The organism is Modestobacter versicolor (genome assembly GCF_041028285.1).
In the GTDB taxonomy this organism is placed as follows: Bacteria; Actinomycetota; Actinomycetes; order Mycobacteriales; family Geodermatophilaceae; genus Modestobacter; species Modestobacter versicolor_A.
Genome location: NZ_JABGDB010000002.1, coordinates 729298 through 750464 on the forward strand (window position 1 = coordinate 729298; position 21167 = coordinate 750464).

Annotated in this window: 18 protein-coding genes; 5 read left to right on the plus strand and 13 right to left on the minus strand. The window is 72.5% G+C overall.

Features of this window, described 5'->3' with window-relative positions; all coding sequences use genetic code 11:
* Positions 1-85: 85 nt before the first annotated feature.
* The 12 genes from HL054_RS09895 to HL054_RS09950 all read right to left on the minus strand — a co-directional run bounded on the left by HL054_RS09895 (position 86) and on the right by HL054_RS09950 (position 15516).
* Entirely contained in the window at positions 86-1471 is a 1386-nt protein-coding gene (locus HL054_RS09895; protein WP_369138787.1) for a C40 family peptidase, read from the minus strand.
* Positions 1472-1759: 288 nt separating this feature from the next.
* The gene (locus tag HL054_RS09900; protein ID WP_369138788.1) at positions 1760-3298 is read right to left on the minus strand and encodes an AMP-binding protein; all 1539 of its coding nucleotides are present in this window, start codon (positions 3296-3298) and stop codon (positions 1760-1762) included.
* A gap of 142 nt (positions 3299-3440) precedes the next feature.
* A complete protein-coding gene (locus tag HL054_RS09905; RefSeq protein WP_369138789.1) occupies positions 3441-4535 on the minus strand; it encodes an ABC transporter ATP-binding protein in 1095 nt (364 codons plus the stop codon).
* A complete protein-coding gene (locus HL054_RS09910; RefSeq protein ID WP_369138790.1) occupies positions 4532-5710 on the minus strand; it encodes an ABC transporter ATP-binding protein in 1179 nt (392 codons plus the stop codon). Before HL054_RS09910 ends, HL054_RS09905 begins: the two co-directional genes overlap by 4 nt.
* A complete protein-coding gene (locus HL054_RS09915; RefSeq protein WP_369138791.1) occupies positions 5707-6594 on the minus strand; it encodes an ABC transporter permease in 888 nt (295 codons plus the stop codon). Before HL054_RS09915 ends, HL054_RS09910 begins: the two co-directional genes overlap by 4 nt.
* On the minus strand, positions 6581-7615 hold the full coding sequence (locus HL054_RS09920; RefSeq protein ID WP_369138792.1) for an ABC transporter permease: 1035 nt from the start codon (positions 7613-7615) through the stop codon (positions 6581-6583). The genes HL054_RS09915 and HL054_RS09920 overlap by 14 nt, the downstream gene beginning before the upstream one ends.
* On the minus strand, positions 7612-9216 hold the full coding sequence (locus HL054_RS09925; RefSeq protein ID WP_369138794.1) for an ABC transporter substrate-binding protein: 1605 nt from the start codon (positions 9214-9216) through the stop codon (positions 7612-7614). The genes HL054_RS09920 and HL054_RS09925 overlap by 4 nt, the downstream gene beginning before the upstream one ends.
* Positions 9217-9521: 305 nt before the next feature.
* Positions 9522-10526, minus strand: a complete 1005-nt coding sequence (locus HL054_RS09930; RefSeq protein ID WP_369138795.1) for an amidohydrolase family protein — start codon at positions 10524-10526, stop codon at positions 9522-9524.
* Between the two features lie 10 nt (positions 10527-10536).
* Positions 10537-11643, minus strand: coding sequence for a zinc-dependent alcohol dehydrogenase (locus tag HL054_RS09935; RefSeq protein ID WP_369138796.1), 1107 nt, complete (start codon positions 11641-11643; stop codon positions 10537-10539).
* A 107-nt stretch (positions 11644-11750) separates the two neighbouring features.
* Positions 11751-12869, minus strand: coding sequence for an NDMA-dependent alcohol dehydrogenase (locus tag HL054_RS09940; RefSeq protein ID WP_369138797.1), 1119 nt, complete (start codon positions 12867-12869; stop codon positions 11751-11753).
* Between the two features lie 45 nt (positions 12870-12914).
* Positions 12915-14393 carry an aldehyde dehydrogenase family protein gene (locus tag HL054_RS09945; RefSeq protein ID WP_369138798.1) on the minus strand — a complete coding sequence of 493 codons (1479 nt, stop codon included), beginning with the start codon at positions 14391-14393 and terminating at the stop codon, positions 12915-12917.
* A gap of 13 nt (positions 14394-14406) precedes the next feature.
* Positions 14407-15516: an NDMA-dependent alcohol dehydrogenase gene (locus HL054_RS09950; protein WP_369138799.1), complete on the minus strand. Its 1110-nt coding sequence runs from the start codon at positions 15514-15516 to the stop codon at positions 14407-14409.
* Between the two features lie 335 nt (positions 15517-15851).
* Between HL054_RS09950 and HL054_RS09955 the strand changes: the two genes are divergently transcribed.
* The 5 genes from HL054_RS09955 (at position 15852) to HL054_RS09975 (ending at position 20123) form a co-directional block, all read left to right on the plus strand.
* On the plus strand, positions 15852-16619 hold the full coding sequence (locus HL054_RS09955) for a CoA transferase subunit A (protein WP_369138800.1): 768 nt from the start codon (positions 15852-15854) through the stop codon (positions 16617-16619).
* Positions 16616-17290 carry a 3-oxoacid CoA-transferase subunit B gene (locus HL054_RS09960; RefSeq protein ID WP_369138801.1) on the plus strand — a complete coding sequence of 225 codons (675 nt, stop codon included), beginning with the start codon at positions 16616-16618 and terminating at the stop codon, positions 17288-17290. The genes HL054_RS09955 and HL054_RS09960 overlap by 4 nt, the downstream gene beginning before the upstream one ends.
* Positions 17287-18165: an amidohydrolase family protein gene (locus tag HL054_RS09965; RefSeq protein WP_369138802.1), complete on the plus strand. Its 879-nt coding sequence runs from the start codon at positions 17287-17289 to the stop codon at positions 18163-18165. Before HL054_RS09960 ends, HL054_RS09965 begins: the two co-directional genes overlap by 4 nt.
* Positions 18166-18188: 23 nt before the next feature.
* Complete coding sequence (locus HL054_RS09970; RefSeq protein ID WP_369138803.1) at positions 18189-19103, plus strand: SDR family NAD(P)-dependent oxidoreductase; 915 nt, start codon at positions 18189-18191, stop codon at positions 19101-19103.
* A 165-nt stretch (positions 19104-19268) separates the two neighbouring features.
* A complete protein-coding gene (locus HL054_RS09975) occupies positions 19269-20123 on the plus strand; it encodes a DUF559 domain-containing protein (RefSeq protein WP_369138804.1) in 855 nt (284 codons plus the stop codon).
* A 113-nt stretch (positions 20124-20236) separates the two neighbouring features.
* On the opposite strand, the gene HL054_RS09980 is transcribed toward HL054_RS09975, so the two are convergent.
* Positions 20237-21166, minus strand: a complete 930-nt coding sequence (locus HL054_RS09980; protein WP_369138805.1) for an SDR family NAD(P)-dependent oxidoreductase — start codon at positions 21164-21166, stop codon at positions 20237-20239.
* Position 21167 lies beyond the last annotated feature (1 nt).

The window sequence follows — 21167 nt, forward strand, 5'->3', positions numbered from 1 at the left end:
GTCGGGCAGCTCCCCCCGTGGCTGCCCGACGCCCTACTCCTCTGCGCCGTGTCAGCTCCGGCGCCAGCTCAGTCCCCGCCCGGCGTCAGCCGGTCGGGCGCACCGCACCGAAGTAGGTGCCGCTCGACGTCCGGGCGGTGGAGACCTTGACCGACTGGCCCCGGTCGGGCGCCTCGATCATCTGGTTGCCGCCGAGGTAGAGCGCGACGTGCACGATGTCCTGGTAGGTCGGGTTGGCGCTGCCGTTGTCCCAGAAGAGCAGGTCACCGGGCTGGATGTCGCCCTTGGCCACGGTCTGGGTGCGGAACCGGTACCACTGGTCGCGGCTGGTGCCACCGATCTGGATGCCGGCCTTCGCGTAGGCGTACTGGGTCAACCCGGAGCAGTCGAAGCCCCAGATGCCGGTGTCGGGCGAGATGCCGTAGCTCGGGCCGCCGGAGCCGCCGCCGCCCCACGAGTAGGGCACGCCCAGCTGCGAGCGGGCCGCGGCGATCGCGGTCTGCACGGCGTTGCCCGACGGCGCACCGGCGGTGGTGCCCTGCGGCGGCGCCGGCACGCTGACCGGCGGCCGGACCGTCGAGCCGCCGGTGTTGGCCGACGACCCGGACGACGACGACCCGGTCGACGCGGTGGACCCGCCACCGGCCGAGGCGGCCGGCCGGGAGGCGTTGGCCCGCTGGGCGGCGGCCGCGGCCTCGGCGGCGGCGCGCTGGCCCTGCAGGGCGGTGAGCGTCTGCTCGGCCGAGGCCAGGCCCGCCTCGTACTGCTCCTGCTGCTCGGCGAGGGCACCGGCCTGGCGGCGCGCCGCGGCCTCCTGCTCCTGCGCGGTGGCCAGCAGCGTCGCGGCCTCGGCCTTGAGCGCGTCGGCCTGGGCGACGGCGGCCTGCGCGGCCTCATCGGCGGCGGTGGCCTGCTCCTCCAGCACGGTCAGCTGGGCGACGACGTCCACCCGGTGCTCGCCGACCGCGTCGAGCAGGGCGGCCCGCTCCAGCAGCTCGGTGGGGCCGCCGGAGGTCATCAGCGCCAGCGCGCCGGCGTTGGTGGTGCCCTGCATGTAGCTGTCCCGGGCGAAGGCGGCGACCTCGTCCCGGCCACCCTGCAGCGCGACCTGGGCCTGCGCGGCGGCGGCTGCGGCGGCGTCGGCCGCGGCGCGCGCCTCGTCGTAGGCGGCCTGCTTCTCCTCGTAGTCCTGCAGGGCGATGTTGGCCGCAGCCGACGCGCTGGCGGCGGCGGACTCCGCCGCGGCGAGGGCGGCGTTGACCTGCCCGACCTGCGCGGCGGCGGCCTGCCGCGCCTGCTCGGCCGCGCTGATCTGCGAGTCGCTGGGGTTCACCGGCGCGGCCGCGGCGAGGCCCGGGGCGAGCCCGAGCCCGACTGCGGCGACGGCGGCGACGCCGACGAACCGGGTCGCCCAGTGGCGACCCGACCGACGTCCTGTGGTGCTGACCTGCGTCCTGACCTGCGTGCGCACTGTCCCGACTCCTCCGTTGCCCGGCGCCAGGTTGCGTGGCGGCGCCGGTCTCGACCAGTCCCGGCACACCCGTAGGGGTGCGCTCTCCCGGGTGTGATCGACGCGAAGGGGTGGAGCACGGAGGGTCACGGAGGACCGCCTCCCCCTTCCGGGGGACACGGGCGTGACGGACGGTCAGCGGCGGAGCCGTCCGTCCTGGCTCAGCGGACGTGCTCCTGGCTCACCTCCCACGGTGAGCCAGGAGCAGCCGGGATCAGGTCAGCTGATCCCGGGGCAGCGCAGGCGGGGTCAGTTGACCTGCTTCTCGGCGCCGGCCCAGAACGCCTCGCGGAGCTTGAACTTCTGGATCTTGCCGGTGGCCGTCCGCGGGATGGCGTCGCGGAACTCGACCCGCTTGGGCGCCTTGTAGCCGGCCAGCGAGCCGCGGACGTGCGCGATGATCTCCGCCTCGGTGACCTCGGCGCCCTCCGCGCGGACCACCAGCGCGGTCACCATCTCGCCCCACTTGTCGTCGGGCACCCCGATCACCGCGACCTCGGCGACGGCCGGGTGGCTGAAGACCGCGTCCTCCACCTCGATCGAGGAGACGTTCTCCCCGCCGGTGATGATCACGTCCTTCTTGCGGTCGGAGATGGTCAGGTAGCCCTCGTCGTCCACCGAGCCGCCGTCGCCGGTGTGGAACCAGCCGCCCTCCAGCGCGTCGGCGGAGGCGTCGGGGTTCTCCCAGTAGCCGGCCAGCACGGTGTTGCCGCGGGCCAGCACCTCTCCGCTCTCGCTGGTGCTGATCCGGGTGCCCAGCGCGGGGACGCCGGCGCGGGACAGCGCCTTGGCCCGCGCCTGGGGGTCCAGCCCGTCGTACTCGGCGCGCGACCGGTTGATGGTCAGCAGCGGCGCGGTCTCGGTGAGGCCGTAGATCTGGTTGAACTCCCAGCCGAGCTCCTCCTCGACCCGGGCGATCGTCCGGGACGGCGGCGGCGCCCCGGCCACGATGATCCGCACCCGGTCCCGCCCGGGCACCGGACCGTCCCAGTCGGCGGCGGCGTCCAGCACGGCGTTCCAGACGGCGGGCGCCCCGGCCATCAGCGTCACCCCGTGCTGCTCGACGCGGCGGAGGATCTCCGCGCCGTCGACCTTGCGCAGCACCACCTGCGTCACGCCCAGGCCGGCGCTGGTGTACGGCAGGCCCCAGCCGTTGCAGTGGAACATCGGCAGCGTGTGCAGGTAGACGTCCCGGTCGCTGACCTGCATGTGCATGCCGAAGGTCGTGGCGTTGACCCACAGGTTGCGGTGCGTCATCTGCACGCCCTTGGGCCGGGCCGTCGTCCCGCTGGTGTAGTTGATGGTCGCGGTGGCGTCCTCGTCGGGGTCGGACCACGGCGCGGGCTCGGCGTCGTACCGGAGCAGGCCGGCGTCGTACTCCTCCCCCAGCAGGAACCGGTGCGGGACGTCGATGCCGTCGAGCTGACCGGCGACCTCCGGGTCGGCGAGCAGCACGCGCGCGCCGCAGTGGTCGACGATGTAGCGGAACTCCGCGGGTGAGAGCCGGAAGTTGATCGGCACCAGCACCCGCCCGGAGGACGGGACCGCGTACAGCAGCTCCAGCAGCCGGGCGGAGTTGTGGCTGACCACGGCCACCCGCTCGCCCTCGCCGACGCCGAGCGCGTCCAGCCTGGCCGCGATCGCCCGCCCCCGCCGGGCCAGCTCGCGGTAGCTGACCCCGCCCAGCGGTGCTCCGGGCTGGTCGGGCTCGTCGACCACACCGACCCGGTCGCCGTAGACCAGCTCCGCCCGGTCGAGGAAGTCGCGGGTGGTCAGAGGCACGCGCATGCCGGCTCCTGAGGTCGGGGCCGGCAGCGGTGCCGGCCGCGGGACGTGGTCGCCGTCACGCTAACCGGCGGCGACCGGGAGGACGAGGGACGACCGGACGGCGGCGGGGCCGGTCACCCGGTCCCCACCGCCGCCCACGCCGTCACGCGACCGAGGTCACCGGGGTGGGGGCCGCCTGGGTGGCTCCGCCCGGCCGGGGCGGCAGCTCGTCCTCCGCCATGGTGAGCGGGAAGTGGCAGGCCACCTGGTGGGAGGGCAGCAGCTCGACCAGCTGCGGCTCCTCCTCGGCGCACTTCGTCTGCGCCCGGGGGCACCGGGTGCGGAACCGGCAACCGCTCGGCGGGTCCACCGGCGACGGCGGCTCCCCCGGCAGTGAGACGGGCTTGTTCGCCCGCCCGGTGGCCGGGTCGATCCGCGGGATCGAGTCCAGCAGCGCCGAGGTGTAGGGGTGCAGCGGCTGCCGGTAGATGCCCTCGGCCGGCCCGATCTCGGCCAGCTGGCCCAGGTACATGACCGCCACCCGGTCGCTGACCTGCTTGACCAGCGCGAGGTCGTGGGCGATGAACAGGTAGGAGAGGTTGAGCTCGCGGCGCAGCTTCTCGAACAGGTTCAGCACCTGGGCCTGGATCAGCACGTCGAGCGAGGACACCGCCTCGTCGCAGATGACCAGGGCGGGGTCGAGGGCGATCGCGCGGGCGATGGCCACCCGCTGGCACTGGCCACCGGAGATCTCGTGCGGGCGCCGCTTGGCGTACTGCGACGGATCGAGCCCGACCAGGTCGAGCAGCTCCTCGACCCGCTTCTTGCGCGAGGTCGCGTTGCCCTCCCCGTAACCGATCAGCGGCTCCTCGACCAGCTCGGCGATCCGCCAGCGCGGGTTCAGCGAGCCGAACGGGTCCTGGTAGACCATCTGCATCTGCCGGCGGGCCTGCTTGAGGTCGCGGCGGCGGAGCTTCATCAGGTCCTTGCCCTGGAACTCCACCTCACCCGACTTCGGCCGCGGCGCCTGGATCACCGACCGGGCCAGGGTGGACTTCCCCGAGCCGGTCTCCCCCACCACGCCGAGCGTCTCGCCCGGGTAGACGTCGAAGGACACGTTGGACACCGCGTGGACGACGCCGCCCCGCACGCCACCCGCGCCGCGCACCGGGAACTCCTGGACGAGGTTGCGCGCCTTCAGCAGCGGGGTCCTCGGCGCCGCAGGCAGGCCCTGCTGGCGCTCCTCGACTGCCGTCATCGGGCGACTCCCTCGTCCTCGGGTCGATCGTGCTCGGAGTGGTGCGCCGCCTCGGTGGCGCTCGCCGGCGTCAGCGCGGCGGTGATCTCCGGCGCCGTGTCCAGCTCGGTGCCGGCGGGGTTCCAGCAGGCCCACCAGTGGTCCGGCTCGTGCTCCAGGAACGGCGGGTGCTCCAGGCACTTGTCGGTCGCGTTGGAGCACCGCGGCCGGAAGGGGCAGCCCTTGGGCAGCGCCGAGAGGTCCGGCGGCTGCCCCGGCGTCACCGGGAGCATGGAGTGCGGCTCGCGGTCCAGCGCCGGGATCGCCCCGAGCAGCGCCCGGGTGTAGGGCATCCGGACGTTGGAGAACAGCGTCCGGACGGGCGCGTGCTCGACCGCCTGGCCGGCGTACATGACCACGACGTCCTCGGCGTAGCTGGCGGCCAGGCCCAGGTCGTGGCTGATCATGATGACCGCCATGCCCAGCCGCTCGCGCAGCTCGACGAGCAGCTCCATGATCTGCGCCTGGGTGGTCACGTCCAGGGCGGTGGTCGCCTCGTCGGCGATCAGCAGCCGCGGCTCGCCGGCCAGCGCGATCGCGATCATCACGCGCTGGCGCATGCCGCCGGACAGCTGGTGCGGGTACTCGTGGAAGCGCCGCTCGGGGGCGGGCAGCCGGACCAGCCGCAGCAGCTCCACGGCCCGGGCGTGCGCGCCCTTCTTGTCCAGGTCGGAGTGCGCCCGCACCGCCTCGGTGATCTGCGAGCCGATCTTCATCGTCGGGTTCAGCGACCGCGCCGGGTCCTGGAAGACCATGGCGATGTCGCCGCCGCGCAGCTTGCGCAGCTCCTTCTCGTCCAGCCCGATGAGCTCGCGGCCGTCGAAGCGGATCGACCCGGAGATCTTCGCCGTCCCGGGGAGCAGGCCCATCAGCGCCCGGGAGCTCACGCTCTTGCCGGACCCGGACTCGCCGATGATCGCCATCATCTTGCCCGGGACCATCTCGTAGGACAGCCCGTTGACGGCGTTGATCCGGCGTCCCCCGCGGGTGAACTGCACCCGCAGGTCGGACACGGTCAGCAGCGGCTCGCCCGGCACCGCGGCGTGCCGCCCGCGGTCGGGCTGCGCACCGGAGTCGATGACCCCGGTGGAGACGAAGGTGTCGTCGGTGGGGAAGGTCGTGCGGTCACCGGTCATCGTCCGCTCCAGCGCGATCGCAGGTTCTCACCGAGCAGGTTGAAGGAGAGCACCGTGACCAGGAGCGCGAGGCTGGGCCACACCACCAGCATCGGCGTCGCGGACAGGCTCAGCTGACCGTCGGCCACCATGTTCCCCCAGCTCGGTGCCGGGGCGGGGATGCCCAGGCCGAGGAAGCTCAGGGCGCCCTCGATGATGATCACGATGCCCATGCCCAGCATGCCGAAGGTGATCAGCTGCGGGGCGATGTTGGGGGCCAGGTGCTTGAAGAGCATCCGCCAGGCCGACGTCCCGCTGAGCTCGGCGGCCGCCATGAAGGGCTGCCCCCGGAGCCGGAGGACCGCGGACCGCGCGACGCGGGCCACTGCCGGGATGCTGAAGAACGCCAGCGCGAAGATGGTGTTGCGGATGCTGGGGCCGAGCGCCTGGGCCACCGCGAGGGTGAGCACCAGCGACGGGAAGGCGATGAGCACGTCGAGGATCCGCATGATGACGGTGTCCACGACGCCGCCCACGTAGCCGGAGACGGCGCCCAGCGTGCCGCCGAGCACCAGGCCGATGACGTTGACGGTGAAGGCGATGAACAGCGACGCCCGGCCACCGTGCAGCAGCCGCGACAGGATGTCGTTGCCGTTGGGGTCGGTGCCCAGCAGGTGCCCGGGCGACCCCGCGGGCAGGTAGCTCTCCAGCACGCTGCCGCCGACCGGACGAGGCAGCCCGAAGAGGGCCGGCCCCAGGAAGCAGGCGGCGACGATCAGCGCGATCGCGCCACCCGGCAGCCAGATGCCCAGCTTGCCGTGCCAGCGGCGGCCACCCGGGACGGCGTCGTCCTGGTCGGCGGCAGGTTGCTCGGCGACCTGCAGCGGTGTGTCAGCTACTGCCATAGCGGATCCTCGGGTCTAGGACGGCGTACATCAGGTCGACGAACAGGTTCGCCAGCACCGCCACCAGGGCGAAGATCACCACGGCGGCCTGCACGACCACGAAGTCACGCGTGTTGATGGCCTGCAGCAGCATCTGGCCGACGCCGGGCAGCGCGAAGATCTGCTCGACGATGACGGTGCCGCCGATCAAGGCCCCCAGGTTCAGGCCGACGACGGTGATGAGGCCGAAGGACGAGTTGCGGAAGGCGTGCCGCAGGAGCACCTGCCACGACCCGATGCCCTTGGCGCGGGCGGTGGTGACGTACTCCTCCTGCTGCATCTGGTCGACCAGGTCGCCGCGCAGGAAGCGGGCGTAGAAGCAGAACAGCGGCAGGCCGATCGCGGCGGACGGCAGGATCATCGGCTCGAGGTTGGCCCACAGCCCCTCGGACAGCGGGACGTACCCGATGGCCGGCAGCCAGCCCAGGGTCACCGCGAAGACCAGCACCAGCAGCAGCGCCAGCACGTAGTTGGCGACCGACAGGCCCAGCGTGCTGACCATCATGCTGACCCGGTCCAGCACGCCGTTGGGCTTGTGGGCGGCGATGAGGGCCACCGGGACGGCCAGGATGAGCGACACGAAGAAGGCCAGGAAGACCAGCTCACCGGTGACCGGCAGCCGCTCGCCCAGCACGTCGCTGACCGGCTGGCCGCTGACCAGGGAGTTGCCCAGGTCGCCGGTGACCGCGTTGCCGAGCCAGCTGAGGTAACGGGAGACGCCGGACTCGTTGAGCCCGAGCCGCTCCTCGAGCAGGGCGATGTCCTCGGGGGTGGCCTCGGCGCCCAGCAGCTGCTGGGCCGCGTTGCCGGGGATCAGGCTGAGCACCCAGAAGGTGAGGACGGTGACGCCGAGCATGATCGGGATGGCCATGAGCAGCCGCTTCACGACCAGCCGGAGGGCCGGGGACCCGGTCACCCGGCGGAGCGGGGAGACCCGCGGGCCCCGGTTGCCCGGGACCCGCGGGAGGGTGGCAGTGGTCACTGCTCCTGCCAGACCTCGTCCCAGATGACCCCGGCGTTGACCAGGATCGGCGGGATCTTCGTGGTGAGACCCGGACCGTGCACGCCGGCCGCCGAGATGTTCGCCGGGGCGAAGGCGAGGCCGAAGGGCGCGTAGAAGTTCTCCGCGATCAGCTCACCGGCCTGGCGGTACAGGTCGGCGCGCTGGGCCTCGTCCACCGTGGCGGACGCGTCGTTCAGCAGCTGGTCCAGCGCCGGGTCGTTGACCCCGCTGTAGGGGACGCCGGACTGGAAGCGGAAGCCGACGCCGACACCGGCGGCGGGGTCCCAGGCACCGGCGGTCTGCAGCATGGCCTGCCACTGCCCACCGGTGAACTCCTGGATCAGACCGGAGAGCTGGTAGTCGTTGATCTCGACGTTGATCCCGGCCTCCTCCCACTGCGTCTGCAGGGCGGTGTTGATCTGGGTGGCCACGTAGTTGCTGATCGTGCCGAGCCGGACGGTGATCCCACCGACCTCCTCGACCAGCGCCTTGGCGGCGTCCAGGTCGTACTCCGGGTAGCCCTCGACCTCCTGCTCGTAGAACTTGCCGCCGGGGCCGGTGAAGCTCTGGCTGACGTCGTAGGTGCCCTTGAAGATGCCCTCGTTGATGGCCTCGAAGTCCGTGGCGCGGTAGATCGCCTCACGGGCCTTGACGTCGTTGAACGGCGCGATCTCGGTGTTCAGCTGGATCACGTACGGCGAGGTCGCCGGCTGCACGACGACCTGCAGCTGGTCGTTGTTCTGCGCCTGCTCCAGCAGCGGGGTGGTGTTCAGCCCCTCGTAGACCTGGGCCTGGCCGGCCTGCAGCGCCTGGTAGGCGGGCTGGTCGCCACCGATCGACTGGAAGGTCAGGCCGTCCAGGTAGGGCAGCCCCTCCTTGAAGTAGGTCGGGTTCTTCTTGAGCACCAGCGACGAGCTGAGCTGGTTGGACTCGACGGTGAACGGACCCGCGCCGACCGGGGTGATCTTGAAGGCGTCCTCACCGAGCTCCTGGATCGCGGTGGGCGAGGCGATCCAGTTGACGTTGCTGGCCGGGAAGGAGGCCAGGATCGCCGGGTAGGGCCGGGTGAACTGGAGCTGCACCGTCAGCGGGTCGACCACCGTGATGCCGCCCTCGGCCAGCGGCCAGGTCGGCTTGCAGGTGCAGGGGTTGGAGAGGTCGCGCTCCCAGTTGAAGCGGACCGCCTCGGCGTCCAGCGGCGTGCCGTCGCTGAACTCGATGCCCTCGCGGAGCTTCACCGTGAAGGTGAGCCCGTCCTCGGAGATCTCGGAGCTCTCCGCCTGGTTCGGCGTGACCTCGGCGTTGGTGCCGTCGTCGTCCGCCGTGAGCAGGAAGAGCCCGCCGAAGATCGCCTGGTTCATGGCGATGTTCGAACCACCGGTGGTGTTGGTGGCGGGGTCCAGGCCGGCCGGCCAGGAGCCGGCGAACGCAGCGTCCTCGAGGACGGTGATCTCACCACCGGCCACCGGCTCGCCGCCGCCGGCACCGCCGGCAGCGGGCTCGTTGGAGCTGTCGTCCCCGCCGCCGCCGCAGGCGGTCAGGATCATCAGGGCCGCGGCAATCGGGGCCAGCTTGGTCATTCGTCTCACGTCGGTGCTCCCGCTTCAGTGGGCATCGTTGGCTGCGCGGAACCGGCCATCGCCGGTGAGCGAACAGGTGCTCGCAGTGCCCGCGGTCGGAGTGACCGGGCTCACTGCGCTGCCCTCAGAGTCCCGTCTGGCCGGTCGCTCCCGGCCCGCCGCTTCCGTCGGACGGGAGACAACTTCCCGCCCCGTGGTAACGGTTCGGGCACGGCCCGAGGGCCCTCTCCGCGGGCACGCCGACGACCGCGCCGGGCCCGCCGGGGAGGCGGGCCGGACGCGGTCGCGGACGGGCGTCGGACGGGTCAGTCGGTGCCGGCGATGCCCAGCCAGCGGAGCGCGTTCTCCCCGGAGATCGCGGCCCAGTCGGCCTCGGGCAGGTCCATCGAGCGCAGCGTGCGGGCCGCCGGCTCCTCCCGGAGCATCGCCGGGAAGTCCGACCCGACGAGCAGCCGGTCGGCCCCCAGCAGGTCGATGAGGAACCGGATGGCGCGCCGGTCGAAGACCATGGAGTCGTACCAGAACCGGCGGGCCAGCTCGAGCGGTGAGGGGCCGTCGTCGTGCATCACCGCCCGGCTGAGGTCGACCGGCTCCTCGTTCCACGAGCCGCCCCAGAAGTACTGGGCCCGCGGCAGGATCATCGGGAAGCCGCCGGCGCCGTGGCTGAAGGAGATGCGCAGGTCCGGGCAGGCGGCGGCGGTGCCCCCGCTGATCATCGAGCCGGCCGCGAACGCCGCCTCCACGCCGACGACGTGGGTGCCCATGGCCGCCATCGGCAGCCGCTCCGAGGGGCTGGGCATGGCGTGCACGAACACCGACAGGCCCAGCCGCTCGACCTCCTGGAAGAACGGCAGGAACTGCTCGTGGCCGATCGACTTCCCGAGCACGTTGGAGGCGATCTCCACCCCGTGCAGGCCCTGGTCCTTGATGGCCTTCAGCTCGGCGGTGGCGGCCTCCGGGTCCTGCATCGGCACCATGCCCAGGCCCTTGAAGCGGGCCGGGTCGGTGGCGCACAGCGTGGCGGCGAACTCGTTGACGTGCCGGGCCAGGGACAGCCCGTCGCCGGCCGGGAGGTCGTACTTCAGCAGCGGCGGCATCGGGCTCAGCACCTCGACGTCGACACCGGAGGCGTCCATCTCCTCCACCCGGCGCTCGGCGTCGAAGAAGACGTCGCGGGCCTTGAACCGCATGGCCCCGAAGACGAGGGTGCGGGCGGTCTCCCCGTCCACGGCCTCCATCTGCGGGAAGCACTCCGGGGCGTCGGCCGGGTAGTCGCGGGGCAGCAGGTGGGCGTGCGCATCGACGAGCACGAGGGCCTCCTCAGGCAGACAGGTTGGGGTGGACCGACACGTGCACCGGGGACTCGCCGGGCACCTCGCCGGCGAGGGTCTCGATGGCCAGGGCCGTGTCGTCGAGGCCGAACGTGTGGGTGTGCAGCTTCTCCAGCGGGAAGCGGCCGGACTCGATCAGCGCGATGGCCGCCTCCTGGCCGGCGAAGTCCACGCCGAAGGCGCCCTTCACGACCAGCGCGCGGTTGATGATCAGGTCGGTGCTCAGCGGGATCTCCCGGCCGCCCTTGAGGCCGGCGAGCACCACGGTGCCGCCGTGCCGGGCCGCCTTGAGCGCGTCGGTGACCGGGCCGGCCGCCATCGGGGTGAGCTCGAGGACGACGTCGGCCATCTCGCCGTCGGTGATCTCCCGGACCCGCTCGACGACGTCCTCGCCGCCCTCCCCCACGACCACCGTGTGGTCGGCGCCGAACTCGCGGGCCAGCGCCAGCTTGTGCGCGTCGGCCTCGAGCCCGGTGACGATGACCGTGCCGGCACCCGCGGCCTTGGCCGCGATCACCGAGGCGATCCCGCGCTGGCCGGCGCCGAGCACCACGACGGTGTCGCCGAGGCCGATCCCACCGAGGTGGACGGCCCAGCGGACCCCGGCGCCCAGCGGGTTGAACATGACCGCGATCTCCGCGGGGATCGTCTTGTCGATCTTGTGCAGGACCGAGTTGGGCGTCACGTACAGGTGCTCGGCGAAACCGCCGAACAGGCTGGGCGCGACGTCGATGCCGGTGACCCCGTGCCCGAGGGTCCGGTTCGGGCAGGCCTGGTAGCGCCCGGTGAGGCACTTCGCGCAGGCCCGGCAGGGGACGATGACCTCCAGGGCCACCCGGTCGCCGACCTGCACGCCCCAGCGCTCGGCCGCGCGGTCACCGATCTCCTCGATGATCCCCATCGGCTCGTGACCGGGGATGAAGTCGCCGCGGCCCATCGACATGTGGCCCTTGTAGGTCTCCACGTCGCTGCCGCAGATGCCGTTGGCCTCCACCCGCAGCAGGCCGTCGTCGGCGCCGATCACCGGGCGCGGGAACTCCCGGACCTCCATCTTCCGCGGACCGGTCTGGACCACCGCGCGCACGCTGTCGCTCATCGCTCTCCTCGAGCTCGGCCGGCGCGCGGGCGCGCCGGGGACCGGTGCCACCCGTGCGGCGGGTGGCACCGGTTCCGGGGGACGGCCACGGAGGTGGCCGGTGGACGTCAGAGGTCGTGGACGATGACGCCGCGGATGTTCTTGCCGTCGTTCAGGTCCTGGTAGGCCTGGTTGACCTCGTCCAGCTTGTACGTCCGGGTGACCAGCTCGTCGAGCTTGAGGTCGCCGGCGCGGTACAGACCCAGCAGCTTCGGGATGTCGTACAGCGGGTTGCAGTCGCCGAACAGCGCCCCGCGGACCTGTCGCTGGTAGCCGATGAGCGCGCCGGCGTGGAAGTGCACGGCCTTCTCGTTGATCTTGCCGACGCCGGTGATGGTGACCTTGCCGCCCTTGCCGGTCATCTGGACGGCGGAGTTGACCATCTCCTCGGTCACCACGCCCGGGGTGAGGATCGCGTGGTCGGCCAGCTGGCCCCACGTCGTCTCCACCACGAACTCGTGGGCCTCCTTCGCCGAGGCGAACGTGTGCGTCGCGCCGAAGACGGTGGCCATCTCCCGCTTGAACTCCACCGGGTCGACCACGACGACGTTCTTGGCGCCGGCGTACCGCGCGCCCTGGACGGCGTTGCTGCCGACACCGCCGGAGCCGAAGACCACGACGGTGTCACCGGGGCGGACGCCGGCGGCGTAGACCGCCGAGCCCCAGCCGGTGGGCACGCCGCAGCCGACCAGCGAGGCGACCTCCCACGGGATGTCGTCGGCGATCGGCACCGCCGCCCACTCGGAGATGACGGCGTACTGGCTGAAGGTGCCCAGCGAGCAGAAGCCGCCGAGGTCCTCGTCGCCCAGGTGGAAGCGGAACGTGCCGTCCAGGAACATGCCGGTGCCGGCGTTCAGCCCCTTGACGCACATGTTCTGGTGCCCGGTCGAGCAGGGCCGGCAGGCGCCGCAGGCGGGGATGTAGGAGCAGATGACCCGGTCGCCGACCTTGACCCGCCGGACGTCGGGGCCGATCGACTCGACGATGCCCGCGCCCTCGTGGCCGCCGACGACCGGCATCCGCACCGGGGCGTCGCCCTGGGTGATGTGGTCGTCGGAGTGGCACAGCCCGGAGGCGGCGAACTTGATCCGCACCTCGTGGGCCTTGGGCTCGTCGAGCTGGAGGTCGACCATCTCCCAGCCCAGGTGCGGGCCCCGGGCGATGGCGGCGTGGGTGGTGATGCTCATCGGGAGACCCTCCTGGGGGCGGTGCTGCGGGGGACGGGGGTCGGCTCAGGCACCGGTGCCCCGGAGGGAGACGGTCTTGACCGTGGTGTAGTCCAGGACGGCGTCGGCGCCCATGGTGCGGCCGAAGCCGGAGCGCTTGTAGCCGCCGAAGGGGCCACCGATGACGCCGGCGCCCAGGGCCGCGTTGACCGCGACCTGACCGGCCAGCAGGCCGCGGGAGAACTTCACGGCCCGGCCGACGTCGCGGGTCCAGACCGAGGCGACCAGGCCGTAGTCGGTGCCGTTGGCGACCGCCAGGGCCTCGTCCTCGTCGTCCACGGCGGTGACCCCGAGGACCGGACCGAAGATCTCCTCCTGGTGGATCCGCATCTGCGGGTCGACGTTGTCGAAGAGGGTCGGCTCGACGAAGTAGCCGCGCTCGAACTGCTCGCCGGCCGGGCGGCCGCCGCCGAGGACGAGGTCGGCGCCCTCCTCCTGGCCCAGCTGCATGTACTGGAGCACGCGCTCCTGCTGCTTGGCGTTGATCAGCGGGCCCATGTTGACCTGCTCGTGCCACGGGCCGACCTTGACCTGCGACATCTGCTCGGCCAGCCGCTGCACGACCTGCGCGTGCACGGAGCGGTGGACGATCACCCGGGAGCCCGCCGCGCAGATCTGGCCGGTGTTCAGGGTGATGCCGCGGGCGATCGCCGGGACGGCGGCGTCCAGGTCGGCGTCGGCCAGGATGACCTGCGGGGACTTGCCGCCCAGCTCCAGGTGCAGCGGGGTCAGGTTCTGCGCGCAGGCAGCCATGATCAGCGTGCCGGTCTGCGGGGAGCCGGTGAAGCTCATCCGGCGGATCCGCGGGTGCGCTGGGATGGCCGCGCCGGCCTCGTGGCCGTAGCCGGTGACGACGTTGACCACGCCCGGCGGGATGCCGGCCTCCAGCGCCAGCCGGGCCAGCGCCAGCGCCGTCAGCGGCGCGTCCTCGGCCGGCTTGATGACGATGGTGTTGCCGGCCGCGATGGCCGGGCCGACGTCGGTGACGAACATCGGGCCGGGGGCGTTCCACGGGATGATCGCGCCGACGACGCCGTAGGGCTCGCGCAGTGTGAGGCCGATCGCGTCCGGCGAGTAGGTGGGCAGCGACAGGCCCTGCACCTTGTCGGCCTGACCGGCGGTGAAGCGGAGCTGGCCGGCCATCGGCGGCGGGCCCCAGTGCGGTCGGCCGACCTCCTGGGACTCCAGCTTGTCCAGCTCGACGAGGTTGTCCTCGATCAGCTGGGCCCAGCGGAAGAGCAGGGTGGCGCGGGCGGTGGCGTTGGTGTCGCGCCAGGCGGGATAGGCGGCCTCGGCGGCCTGCACCGCGGCCTCGACGTCGGCGGCACCGCCGCGGGGCACCCGGGCGAGGACCTCGCCGGTGGCGGGGTTGACGACGTCGATGGTGCGGCCGTCCGCGGCGCGGACCCAGTCACCGCCGATGAGCTGGGCGTCGTCGATGATGAGCGGGGATCCGGCCACCGGGCCGGGAGGGGCGATCGTCATGGTCTGCAGTCCTTCAGTGCTCGTGGATGATCACGCCGCGGATGTTCTTGCCGTCCAACATGTCCTGGTAGCCCTGGTTGACCTCGTCGAGCCGGTAGGTCCGGGTGATCAGCTCGTCGAGCTTGAGGTCACCGGTGCGGTAGAGGCTCAGCAGGCGGGGCACGTCGAACAGCGGGTTGCAGGCGCCGAAGATCGCGCCCTGGATGCGGCGCTGGTAGCCGATGAAGAGGCCGGGGTGCTCGTCGACCCAGCCGTTGCCGACCGCGGTCACGGTCACCTGGCCGGTCTTCCCCACGATGCGCAGCGCGTCGGCGATGACCTCGTCGTGCAGCACGCCGACGGTGATGATCGCGTGGTCGGCGAGCTCGCCCCAGGAGACCTCGTTGACGAACTCCTGGGCCTCCTTGGCGGTGGCGAAGGTCGAGGTGGCGCCGAAGACGGTGGCCATCTCGCGCTTGAACTCGACCGGGTCGACGACGACGACGTGCTGCGCGCCGGCGAACCGGGCGCCCTGGACGGCGTTGCTGCCGACCCCGCCGGCGCCGAAGACCACGACGGTCTCCCCGGCCCGCACACCGGCCGCGTGCACCGCACTGCCCCAGCCGGTCGGCACCCCGCAGCCGACGAGCGAGGCGACCTCGAACGGGATGTCGTCCGGGATCGGGATGACCGAGTACTCGCTGACGACGGCGTGCTCGGCGAAGGTGCCGAGGACGCACAGGCCGCCGAAGTCCTCGCCGTTCTGGTGGAACCGGAAGGTGCCGTCCGGGAACTGACCGGTCGAGGCGTTCTTGCCCTCGTCGCAGAGGTTCTGCCGGGCGGTGGAGCAGTAGCGGCACTTGCCGCAGGCGGGGATGAAGGAGCAGACGACGTGGTCGCCCACCTTGACCCGGGTGACGCCCTCGCCGACGGCCTCGATGATGCCGGCGCCCTCGTGGCCACCGACCACGGGGAAGCGCATCTGCGCGTCGCCCTTCTGGATGTGGTCGTCGGAGTGGCACATGCCGGCGGCCATGAACTTGATCTGCACCTCGTTGGCGCGGGGGGCGTCGAGCTCGAGCTCGGTGATCTCCCAGGGGAGGCCCGGTTCCCGACAGACGGCGGCTCGGGTGGTCATGCTCATGAAGGGGCCTTCCTGTGCAGGGGCTGCGGGACGGGCACTGGCCGGGCCGCAGAGGCGGACGGCGGCACCGTGACCCACCGGACGATCCCTCCGCCCCGGTGAGATGCACCACAGCGCATTCCGGCTCACGGAAGACCGGGCGGGACGGCGGAGTGCGCATCGTGGACACCGGCCCGGCCATCTTCCCCAGGGTGGAAGAGGCCTTCTCCGCCGGACGGCGTCGTCCATACGTTCGGTCGGTCCAGTGACGCCCGACACAGCCGCCGCACAGCGAGACCGCTGCGGCGAGCCCACTGTCGGCTGCAAGCCCGCCGGCAACAACGAGAGGACCGGGCGTGATCGACAAGTTCCGCGAGGACGTGCTGTCCGTGGTCGACCGGGTGCCCGACGGCGCGTCGATCGCGGTGGGCGGCTTCGGCAGCTCCGGCCGTCCCGACCGCCTGCTCGACGCCCTGTGCGAGCTCGGCAAGCGCGACCTGCACGTGTACGTGAACAACGTCGGCCACGACTTCACCGGGGTCGGGCGGCTGCTGCACGAGGGCCGGCTACGCCGGGTCACGGCGTCGTTCCCGATCCTGCAGGAGTTCTACGACGAGTACTTCGCCGGCAAGGTGGAGCTGGAGCTGGTGCCGCAGGGCACGCTGGCCGAGCGGATGCGGGCCGGTGGCTCGGGCATCCCGGCCTTCTTCACCCCCTCCGGCGCCGGCACGATGCTCACCGACGGCAGCTTCACCCTCCGCTACGCCCCTGAAGGCGGCGTGGCCGAGCACCTGCCCGCCAAGGAGCACCGGCTCATCGACGGCCGGGAGTACGTGCTGGAGACCGGCATCGTCGCCGACTTCGGCCTGGTCAGGGCCCACCGCGGCGACCAGAAGGGCAACCTCCGCTTCCGGCTGTCGGCCCGCAACTTCAACCCGCTGGCCGGGATGGCCGGGCGGCACACCATCGCCGAGGTCGAGCACCTCGTGCCGGTCGACGAGCTGCACCCCGACGACGTGCACCTGCCCGGTGTCTTCGTCGACGACGTGGTGCTCGCCGGCTCCGAACCCGACGACTCCCCCACCCCCGACGACAGCCGGCTGATCGCGAGGACCCCCGCATGACCGAGACGCTCGCCTCCACCCCGGCGCCGCCGCTGACCGGACGGACCCGCGAGGGGATCGCCCAGCGGCTGGCGCAGGACCTCCAGGACGGCTACGTCGTCAACCTCGGCGTCGGCATCCCGCTGGCCGTGCCGCTGTTCATCCCGGCCGACGTCGAGGTCGTGCTGCACGCGGAGAACGGCGTGCTGGGCCTGGGCCCGGCCCCCGAGGGCGAGGGCGACGTCGACCTCACCGACGCCGGCAAGCAGCCGATCACGCTGATGAGCGGCGGGGCCATCACCGACTCGGCGATGTCGTTCGCGATGATCCGTGGCGGCCACCTCGACGTCACCGTGCTGGGCGCGCTGCAGGTGTCCGCCCGCGGCGACCTGGCCAACTGGTACGTCCCGGGCCGCAACCCGGCGGTGGGCGGCGCGATGGACCTCGTCGCCGGCACCCCGCAGGTCTGGGTGACGATGGAGCACGTCGACCGCAAGGGCCGCTCCAAGGTGGTCCCGGAGTGCACGATGCCGCTCACCGGCAAGGCCTGCGTCACCCGCATCTACACCGACCTGGCGGTCTTCCACGTCGTCGACGGCACGCTGCGGCTCGTCGAGTGCGCCCCCGGCGTCACCCCGGCCGACGTCGCCGCCCGCACCGACGCCCCCTACACCGAGGACCTGCAGCCATGACCGGCATCGACCTGAGCGCCATCACCGCGATCGACGTGCACACCCACGTGCACCGCTCGGTCTCCGCCCCGCCCCGCGAGGGCTCCGAGGCCAGCGACATGGGCGCGTACTTCGGCATCGGCTCGATGCCCGAGTACACGGTGCCCGAGCTGGCCGCCTACTACCGCGAGCGCAACATGGCCGCCGTCGTCTTCGGCGTGGACAGCATCTCCCAGACCGGTGACGAGATGGTGCCCACCAACGAGGAGGTCGCCGACCTCGCCGCCGAGCACGCCGACGCGCTGATCCCCTTCGCCAGCATCGACCCGGCCCGCGGTGCGGCCGGCGTCCGGCAGGCCCGCAAGCTCATCGAGGAGCACGGGGTGCGCGGGTTCAAGTTCCACCCGCAGACCCAGGGCTTCTTCCCGAACGACCGGTCGGCCTACCCGCTGTACGAGGTCATCGCCGAGCACCAGCTGGTCGCCCTGTTCCACACCGGCCAGACCGGTGTGGGCGCCGGGACCCGCGGTGGCGGTGGCATCCGGCTGAAGTACGCCAACCCGATGCACATCGACGACGTCGCCGTCGACTTCCCCGACATGCCGATCATCCTGGCCCACCCGTCGTTCCCCTGGCAGGACGAGGCGCTGGCCGTGGCCACCCACAAGCCGCAGGTCTACATCGACCTGTCCGGCTGGTCGCCGAAGTACTTCCCGCCGCAGCTGGTGCAGTACACGAACTCGCTGCTGCAGGACAAGGTCCTCTTCGGTTCGGACTTCCCGGTGATCACCCCGGAGCGCTGGATCAAGGACTTCGAGGGGCTCACGATCAAGGACGCCGTCCGCCCGAAGGTCATGAAGGACAACGCCGCCCGGCTCTTCGGGCTCAGCAGCTGAACGCCGAGAGAGGACCCGCACCCATGCAGGACGTCGAGGGCAAGGTCGCCTTCATCACCGGAGGCTCCAGCGGCATCGGCCGCGGGATCGGGCTCGCCTTCGCCCGGGCCGGCATGCAGGTCGTGATCAGCGGCCGCAAGCCCGAGCACATCGACGAGACCCGGGCCGAGTTCGCCGCCGCGGGGCTCGACGTCACCGCCGTCCAGCTGGACGTCACCGACGCCGCGGCCGTCGAGGCGGCCGCCGCGGAGACGGTGAGCCGGTTCGGCCGGGTCGACGTCCTGGTGAACAACGCCGGCATCGGCCTGACCGGGCCGATCATGGGCGCGACCGCCACCGACTGGGACTGGCTGATCGACGTCAACATCCGCGGCGTCGGCAACGGGATCCGGGCGTTCGTGCCGCACATGCAGGCGCGCGGCGAGGGCGGGCACGTCGTCACCACCACCTCGATGGCCGGGCTGCTGCCGATCGTCGCCGGGCTGTACAGCATGACCAAGGCGGCGGTCATCGCGCTGTCCGAGGCGCTGCACATCGAGCTGGCCGGCGAGGGCATCGGCGTCTCGGCGTACTGCCCCGGACCGGTGCACAGCAACATCGCCGCGGGCACCGCCTCCCGGCCGGCCGAGTACGGCGAGAGCGGCTACACCCCGCCGCCCGCCGAGTTCCTGGAGAAGGCCAAGACACAGCCGTACATGAGCTACGTCGAGGCCGGTGAGCGGGTGCTGGCCGGCGTCCGCCGCAACGACCTGTTCATCCTCACCCACCCGGAGTTCCGGGACGGCGTGCGGGACCGCTTCGAGGCGACGCTGGCCGCGTTCCCCGACGAGCCCATCGACGAGGCCCGCGCCGCGGCGATCCCCTTCCTCACCAGCCACCCGGTCTACGCCCCGGAGAACCGCCTCCCGAGCCCCCGGCACCCCGACCTGGTGCCCTGACCCCACCCGCTCCTGACCCGAAAGTGGCCATCTCCGGGGCCGCCCTGACCCCGGAGATGGCCATGTTCGGGGTTGCCTCGATCCCGGAGATGGCCATCTTCGGGGTCGGGCCAGGCCTGTGGACGACGGCAGCGGCGACGGGGCGGTGTGGGCCAGGCTGCCCTGGTGCCCAGCCACCTGACCGGCGTGTTCATCGGCAGCCACGCCGTCGCGCAACGACTCGTCACCGCAGACCAGTTGCGGCAGCGGAGCTGGCGGCGGGTCGTGCACGGCGTCTACGCCGACCCGGCCCTCGAGGTCGACCACCGGTTGCGCTGCACCGCCGTCGCGCTGCTGCTCCCGCCCGGGGCGGCGATCGGCGGCCACTCCGCGGCGGCCTGGCACGGCGCCCCCTTCGCCGGGCCGGGCGACCCGGTCACCGTCCTGCGACCACCCACGGTGGAGTGGAAGGGCCCGCGCGGCGTGCGCACCCACCGCACCCTGCTCGCGGCCGGCGACGTGCAGCGGCAGGACGACGTCCCGGTCACCACGGCGCTGCGGACGGCGTGGGACGTCGCCGCGCTCGAGCCCCTGGCCACCGCGGTGGCGGCGCTGGACGGGATGGTGCGCGCCGGGACCGTCGGCCTGCCCGAGCTGCACGCACTGGCCGAGGGCGGCGCCGGTCGCCGGGGCGTCGTCCGGGTGCGCCGGGCCGTCCCGCTCGTCGACCCGCGCGCCGAGTCGCCGCCCGAGTCCTGGGTGCGGGTCGCGCTGCGGACGGCGGGGCTGGCGCCCCAGCCGCAGTACGAGGTGTGGGCGGGCGGCCGGTTCCTCGGCCGGGTCGACCTCGCGTTCCCCGAGGCGCGGCTGGCCGTCGAGTACGAGGGCGCCTACCACTTCGCCGGCACCCAGATCGCACGGGACGACGTCCGGCTGGCGGGGCTGGTCGCGGCGGGGTGGCGGGTGATCCGGCTGAGCGCGGCCGACCTGCGGGACCTCGACGCCGTGGTCGCTCGCATCCGCACCGCCCTCGCCGCCTGACCCCGCGGGCGGAGATGGCCGTCTTCGCCCTGGGGATCGAGACGAAGACGGCCATCTCCGCCCCGGGATCGGGGGCGGAGATGGCCATCTCCGCGAAACGGGACGGACGGGCGTCAGAGGGTGGTGCTGTCCAGCGGGATGAGCGGGACCGGGCCGGCGAGGTCGTCGGGGTCGGCCGGGAAGTACGCGAAGTTCTTCGCCCGCGCCCCGCCGTCGACGACGAGGTCGGTGCCGGTGATCAGCCGCGCGTAGTCCGAGCACAGCCAGGCGACCGCGTGGCCGATGTCGGTCGGCGTCCCGGTGCTGCCCATCGGGACCAGCGGCGGGCGCTCCCCCGACCAGCGGGCCGGCCGGCGCCACTCCTCCGCACCGGCGTCGCCACCGAGGCCACCGCCCTTGCGGCCGGCGTTGAGCATGTCCGCCGGCCGGCCCTGGGCGGCCAGCTCGGCCAGCAGCTCGGGGTTGTCGATCGTCGGCGCGGTCGGCGTGTAGCTGTTGACCCGGATGCCGTAGGGCGCGAGGTCCATGGCCGCGGCGCGGACGAAGTTGTTGACCCCGCCCTTGTTGAACGCGTAGGCGATCACCCCGGCCGAGCCGTTCCAGCCGTTGGACGACGAGATGCAGACGATCGAGCCGCGGATGCCCCGCTCGGCCATCGCCCGCCCGACGATCTTCGTGTTCAGGAAGTAGCCCAGCCCGGAGACCTTGATCGACCGCTCGAAGGTCTGCGCGGTCTCGTCCAGCACCCCGCGGCCGCCGAGCATCGCCGCGTTGTTGACGAGGATGTCGATCCGGCCCCAGCGCTCCAGGACGGCGTCGACGTAGCCCTGCACCGCGGCCTCGTCGGTGACGTCGCCCGGGGCGGCCATCGCCTCCCCGCCGTTGCGCTCGATCCGGTCGATGGCGGTCTTGATGACGCCCTCGTCGACGTCGTTGCAGGCCACCTTCGCGCCGTACCGGGACAGCGCCAGCGCGATGCCGCTGCCGATGTTCGGCCCGACCCCGGTGACCAGTGCGACCTTGCCCTCGAGGCTGACCTCCACG